The organism is Endozoicomonas sp. SESOKO2, from assembly GCF_024606245.1.
Taxonomy (GTDB): Bacteria; Pseudomonadota; Gammaproteobacteria; order Pseudomonadales; family Endozoicomonadaceae; genus Endozoicomonas_A.
In genome coordinates, this window is the sequence record NZ_JAHHPQ010000625.1 from 1 (window position 1) to 7,006 (window position 7,006).

Here is a 7,006-nt window from a genome sequence, read left to right on the forward strand (position 1 = left end):
GTTATTAACACCGACATAATTATGTTGGCGTTTCGCTAAACCATAGAAATATTGGCAATCAATTAAATGCAGTCGGATTGGACAAAGAAACAGCACTTCTAATCGGTTTAACTGCAATGGCAACAGCCGCTTTTGAGTACATGAATTCAGGACTGGGATGGCCAGATACACTGGAAAAATTGTTGAGAAGATACTTGCCATACGAGATTCTGGCCATTGTTTACAACAATATGGCCAACTTTTGCAGTCCGGGACACCCATGCTCTGTACCTAATGTTATGTTCAGCCTGAGTGGCATGCAAGAGTTTACACACAGTATTTTGGGTATTGACCCCACAACGGAAACATCGTCTGAAAGGCAGGACTATCGATCGGATTATGCTCAGGATTCAGACAGAGGGGGTTCTACTGAAGATCAGGATCCGTCAATAGTCATCCAATATCAAAATGAAGTCATAGCTCAACTACGACGGGAATTAGCAAACCAAACTGCAACAGAAGAAGCCGGTGCAGCCGGAGGAGCCTCAGGAGGAGTAAAAGAATGTCCAATTTGTTTAGAGCCATTGAAAGAAATGATGGGCTTCGAAAGTTGTGAGCACGTTGGTTTTTGCCGGGGTTGTATTGAGCAATGTATAAAGGATCAGAGAGGCTGTCCCTTTTGTCGGATAAAATCGAACTCCTACAGGAAGCTTTTCGACATGTCTTCTCGTTGAAGTGTCTGTACTGCTGATCTGTTGCCAAAGCACTGAATAAGAGGGCCTGCAAGGCTGTGACAGTGGTTAATTTATTTCGGATAAATTCCAGTGGTACTGGTTCAGTTGTTTTAATGAGAGCAGGTGAAAGTATGACTCCAGAGTATTTCTTTAAGACGCTTTTGTTTTCAGTGTGTTTGTTTTTTTATCAGCAGGGGCTGGCAAATGATACCTACGGCCTTGAAGAATTTCGCCAGTATCAAATGGCGAACTGGAAACCGCTTTCAAAAAAACAACAAAGTAGCACAAGTCAACCCGGTATGTGCCTGGTTGAAAATATTCGTATTGGTTTTGTCAGACTTAATCTGGAAACTGACAATGCATATGGAGATGGGCGACTGCAAACCTGTGAAGATTACCAGGTTGCTCAGCAAGACTTTAATCGTCTGAACGATTTATATTTTAATTATGTGAACATGGGTGATCCTCAACATCGAAAAAATCGTATTAAAAGAATGCTGAGGCTAATGCATCGTATATTCGCTATTAATATAAATATAACCAATGGAAAAAACCAGGAAGAGCATGTCTTAATCAATTCAAAGGCACTAAGCCTTTTTGAAAATTTGTTCTTATCTGTCAACAGAAATGGCAGCCGTAATCCATATTTCAATTATTTCTACACCGCTCCGGAGGCGCCTGAGTGCAATTATATTCGTGTTAATAAGGATCTGGTTCTGATGTTTCTTGCTTTTCTTGGCCCTCATTTTCTTACCAGGCACGAAATTTATATCAGCTTTAAAGTGCTGTCTGGCAGATATATCGGAAAAATCTGCGCTCGAGCATGTGATCGTGCATTGCTTTCTGAAAATATCAATGAATATAATTCTCCGCAAAGTCTTGCCAATCAGTTAAGTGCAGCTGGATTGGACGCAGAAACAGCACTTCTAATCGGCTTAGCTGCTATGGCATCAGCCGCTTTTCAGCGCATGAATTCAGGACAGGAATCGCAAGAGACACTGGAAACTTTGTTGATAAGATGCTTACCATACGAGTTTCTCTCGACTATTCACGACAGGATGTCCTGCCATTGCCACACTCAGCGCTCGCACGAGACACCGAGGGCTATTTATACCGATGATGGTATGCGAGAGTTTACACACAGTATTGTGGGTATTGACCCCACACCAGTATTACCAGTGGCATCTTCGTTAGTAAGCCTTGAATATCTGGTATTTAACGATCAGGATTCAGATAGTGAGAATTCCTTTGGGGCACCAGATTCTGGGAATCATGATCAGTCAATAGTCGTTCAACAACAAAATGAACTGATAGCCCAACTACGACAGGAATTAGCAAGCCGACCTGCAACGGAGGAAGCCGGTGCAGTTGGAGGTGCTTCAGGAGGAACCAAAAAATGTCCAATTTGTTTCAAGCCAATCGAAGACATCATGGTGTTACAGGGTTGTGGGCACGCTGGTTTATGCGAGGGTTGTGCCGGGCGAATTATAGATGAGCAGAAGAATTGTCCCTTTTGTAGGGAAGCAACGTTTTCATATATGAAGGTTATCGACAAGTCTTTTTATTGACTGTGGGAACAGTGCTGGTGTATTGCCTGATACTCTATTTCCCTGAGAACAAGAGTCACACTTTGTGCCCATTATTGGTACCTACTATAAATGCCATCGATTGTTACAAACTTTTGTGGAGTGAAATAAAACGGGGCTAAACTGTCTGCTGAAAAAGCCCTGAATGAGTCATTCTTCAAGGCTTATTTATACGACAAAGTTTATTTGTTTCGGGTAAATTACAGTTCGCTAGTGCAGTTGTTTTAACGAATGCGGGTGAAAGTATGACCATAGGGTATTCCATTAAGACGCTTTTGTGTTCAGTGTGTTTGTTTTTTTATCAGCAGGGGCTGGCAAATGACACCTATGGCCTTGAAGAATTTCGCAAGTATCAAATGGCGAACTGGAAACCGCTTTCAAAAAAACAACAAAATGGCACAGATCTAGTCGGCATGAGTCCACTTGAAAACATCCGTGTTGGCTTTGTCAGGCTTAATTTAGCCTCTGATGATGTATCTGGGAATGATCGACTGGAACTCTGTGGAAATTACGAGGTTGCTGAACAAGACTTTAATCGCCTGATCAGTTTTTATTTTAATTATGTGAATATGGGTGATTTTCATTATCGAAAAGTTCGCGTTCAGAGAATGCTGAGGCTAATGCATCGTATCTTCGCTATAAATATAAATATGACCATTAGGCAACAAAGCCTGGCACAGAGAGATTTAATCGATGCAACGGCAAAAAGTCTTTTTGAGCAATTGTTTGGAACAGTCAATATAAATGGTGTAAGCAATCCTTATTTTAATTATTTCTATTCAATTCCGGGTGCCCCACAGTCCAATTATATAGATGTTAATAACGATTTGGTCCTGATGTTTCTTGCTTTTCTTGGTCCCCACTTTCTTTACAAGGATGAACTTTATACCTGCTTTTGTATGTTGGGTGACATATATACCGGACAATGCTTCGATCAAGCGTTCGATAGTACACTGCTTTCTGACAATATCAATGAATATAATTCTCCGCAAAGCCTTGCCAATCAGTTAAATGCAGCCGGGCTGGACGCAGGAACAGCACTTTTAATCGGTTTGACTGCAATGGCATCGGCAGCTTTCCAGCGCATGGATTCAGGGTTGGAATCGCAGGAGACACTGGAAACCGTGTTTATAAGATGCTTGCCATACGAGCTTCTGCCCAATGTTTACCGCAATATAGCCAGTCATTGTCGCTCTGGGCGTTCGTGCCCTGTACCCGGGGCTATGTACACTCTGGTTGGCATGCAAGCGTTTACACTCAATATTGTGGGTATTGATCCCACTCCCTCATTATTGGAGCCATCATCGCCAGAAAACCTGGACTTTTTAGTGGATTATTTTGAGTATTCAGGCAGTGAGGAGTCTGTTGAGGAGTTGGATTCTGAGGATCAGGATCAGTCAGTAGTCGTTCAACAACAAAATGAACTGATTACCCAGCTACGACAGGAATTAGCAAGCCACCCTGCAACAGAAGAAGCTGGAGCAGTTGGAGGAGCCACAAGAGAAACCAAAAAATGTCCAATTTGTTTCAAGCCAGTCGAAGACATTATGCTGTTGCAAAATTGTGGGCACGCTGGTTTTTGTGAGTGTTGTGCTGAGCGAATTATAAATGAGCAGAGGGTCTGTCCGTTTTGTCGGAAAACACCGTTTTCATATGTGAAAGTTATCGACAAGTCTTTTTATTGAAGGCTCGAACCTTGTCGGCGTACTGCCTGATGCTTTGTGTTTGCTTAAGAACGAGAGGCACAGCTGTACCCACTCTAAACTTCATTGATTGTTATAACCTTTCGTGGAGCGTAATAAAGTTGAGATTAAACTGTCTGTTACCAAAGTCATGAATAACGGGTACTGTAAAGCTTATATATACGACAGTAGATATTTTCTATCAAGGGTAAATGGCAGTTGTAGTAGTGCAGTTGTTTAAACGAGAGCAGGTGAAAGTATGACCTTATGGTATTCCCTTAAGACGCTTTTGTTTTCAGTGTGTTTATTTTTTTATCAGCAGGGACTGGCAAACGACACCTATGGTCTTGAAGAATTTCACCAATATCATGTGACAAACTGGAAACCGTTTGAAAAAAAAACACAAAATAGCACAAATCAATCTGGCATTAGCCCACTTGAAAACATCCGTATTGGCTTTGTCAGGCTTAATTTAGCCTCTGAAGATCTATCCGGAGATGGGCGACTGGAAATCTGTGAACAATATGAGGTTGCTGAACAAGAATTTAAACTGATGATAAGCTTTTATTTTAATTATGTGAGCATGGGTCACCCACAGTATCGAAAGGTTCGTATTCAAAGAGTGCTGAGGCTAATACATCGTATATTCGCTATTAATATAAATAAGACCAATGGGCAAAGTGCAGCAGAGAAAGAGCTAATCAATGCAAGGGCAAAAATTCTTTTTGAACAATTTTTTTTGTCTGTTAACATAAATGACAGCATTAATCCTTATTTCCATTATTTCTATCCGGGTTCGACGGCACATCTCTCCCATAATGTTGGTGTTAATAACAGTCTTGTCCTGATGTTTCTTGCTTTTCTTGGTCCCCATTTTCTTTCTAAGGATGAACTTTATACTTACTTTAGAACGTTGATTCACAGATATACCGGAAAAAGCTACGATGGAGCGTTCGGCCGTGCATCGCTTTCTGAAAACATCACTGAATATAATTCTCCGCAAAGCATTGCCAATCAACTAAATACAGCTGAATTGGACACGGAAACAGCAATTCTAATCGGTTTAACTGCAATGGCATCAGCAGCTTTCCAGCGCATGGATTCAGGATCGGAATCGCATGAGACACTGGAAACTTTGTTGATAAGCTGCTTGCCATTCGAGCTACTTGCCACTGTATACAGAAATATAGCTAGCCATTGCCGCCCAGGACACTCATGCCCTGTACCTTTGGTTATGTATACCGAGGATGGTATGCAGGACTTTGCACAGAGTATTGTGGGTATTGACCTCACATCTGCAACATCGGCAGAAAGCCTGGAATATCTATTGGATTATTCTGAGGTGGCAAGCAGCGATGGTTCCGTTGAGGAGTCGGATTCTGAGCATCAGGATCCGTCAATAGTCATTCAACAACAAAATGAATTGATAGCCCAACTACGACAGGAATTAGCAAGCCAACCTGCAACGGAGGAAGCAGGTGCAGTTGGAGGAGTCTCAGAAGGAAGCAAAAAATGTCCAATTTGTTTCAATCCAGTGGCAGACATTAGGGTGTTACAAAGTTGTGGACATGCTGGTTTTTGCGAGTTTTGTGCCGGGCGAATTATAGATGAGCAGAGGGACTGTCCGTTTTGTCGGGAGACACCGTCGTCATACATGAAGGTTATCGACAAGTCTTTTTATTGAATGCGCGAACAGTGCTAGTATAGCTTTTTGAGGAATGCAGTAAAGCGGGGGTTAAACAGTCTGTTGCCAAAGCCTTGGATAATGAAGTCTGCAAGGCTTCTTTATACGACAGTTGATTATTTGTTAAGGGTGATTTGCAGTTAGAGTAGTGCAGTTTTTTCGAATGAAGGTGAAAGTATGACCTTATGGTATTCCTTTAATCCGCTTTTGTTTTCACTGTTTTTGTTTTTTTATCAGCAGGGGCTGGCAAACGACACCTATGGCCTTGAAGAATATCTACAGTATCAAATGACAAGCTGGAAACCGCTTTCAAAAAAACAACAAAATAGCACAAGTCAACCCGGCATGAGCCCACTTGAAAACATCCGCATTGGCTTTGTCAGGCTTAATTTAGCCTCTGCCGATCTATCTGGAGATGAGCGAATGGAAACCTGTGAAGATTACGAGGTTACTGAGCAAGGCTTTAATCGTCTGAACGAGTTATATTTTCATTATGTGAATATGGGTGATTCCCTGTATCGAAAAGGTCGCATTCAAAGAATGCTGAGATTAATACATCGTATATTCGCTATTAATATAAATAGGATCAATGGTCAAAGCTCGGTAGATAGAGAGATAATTAATGAAACGGCAAAAAATCTTTTTGAACAATTTTTTTTGTCTGCCAATATAAATGGCAACAGTAATCCTTATTTCAACTGTTTCTATTTAGCTCCGGCGGCACATAAGTCTCATCATGTCAGTGTTAATAATGATCTGGTCGTGATGTTTTTTGCTTTTCTTGGTCCTCACTTTCTTTCCAGAGAAGAACTTTATGTCGGCTTTAGAGTGTCGGATAACATATATACCGGAGAAAGCTACGATCGAGCATTCGACCGTGCATTGCTTTCTGAAAATATCACTGAATATAATTTTCCGCAAAGCCTTGCCAATCAATTAAATATGGCAGAATTGGACGCAGAGACAGCACTTCTAATCGGTTTAACTGCAATGGCAACAGCAGCTTTCCAGCGCCTGAATTCAGGAACGGAATCGCATGAGACACTGGAAGCCATGTTGATCTGCTGCTTGCCATACGAGCTTTTGCCTATGATCTACCAGAATATAGCCAGCCATTGCTGCTCTGGAAATTCGCACCCCGTACCTGAGTTTATGGATACTCTGGGTGGCATGCATGTGTTTACATACAGTATTGTGGGTATTGACCTCACACCTACATTATCGGAGGCATCATCGCCAGACAGCGACGGTTCCGTTGAGGAATCGGATTCTGAGCATCAGGATCCGTCAATAGTCATTCAACAACAAAATGAACTGATAGCCCAACTACGACAGGAATTA

Annotated in this window: 6 protein-coding genes; 5 read left to right on the top strand and 1 reads right to left on the bottom strand. The window is 41.7% G+C overall.

Annotated elements, in window-relative coordinates; translation table 11 throughout:
- On the bottom strand, positions 1-201 hold a 201-nt coding region (locus tag KDK17_RS15385; protein WP_257288454.1), incomplete at its 3' end, for a hypothetical protein.
- Between KDK17_RS15385 and KDK17_RS15390 the strand changes: the two genes are divergently transcribed.
- The 5 genes from KDK17_RS15390 to KDK17_RS15410 all read left to right on the top strand — a co-directional run.
- Entirely contained in the window at positions 195-713 is a 519-nt protein-coding gene (locus KDK17_RS15390) for an RING finger domain-containing protein (RefSeq protein WP_257288455.1), read from the top strand. The genes KDK17_RS15385 and KDK17_RS15390 overlap by 7 nt on opposite strands.
- A gap of 62 nt (positions 714-775) precedes the next feature.
- On the top strand, positions 776-2,281 hold the full coding sequence (locus KDK17_RS19655; protein ID WP_257288456.1) for an RING finger protein: 1,506 nt from the start codon (positions 776-778) through the stop codon (positions 2,279-2,281).
- 263 nt (positions 2,282-2,544) lie between these two features.
- Positions 2,545-3,984: an RING finger protein gene (locus tag KDK17_RS15400; protein ID WP_257252651.1), complete on the top strand. Its 1,440-nt coding sequence runs from the start codon at positions 2,545-2,547 to the stop codon at positions 3,982-3,984.
- Between the two features lie 256 nt (positions 3,985-4,240).
- Complete coding sequence (locus KDK17_RS15405) at positions 4,241-5,665, top strand: RING finger protein (RefSeq protein ID WP_257252652.1); 1,425 nt, start codon at positions 4,241-4,243, stop codon at positions 5,663-5,665.
- A gap of 177 nt (positions 5,666-5,842) precedes the next feature.
- Positions 5,843-7,006, top strand: a 1,164-nt coding sequence (locus KDK17_RS15410) for a hypothetical protein (protein ID WP_257252654.1), incomplete at its 3' end; no start/stop codon positions are given.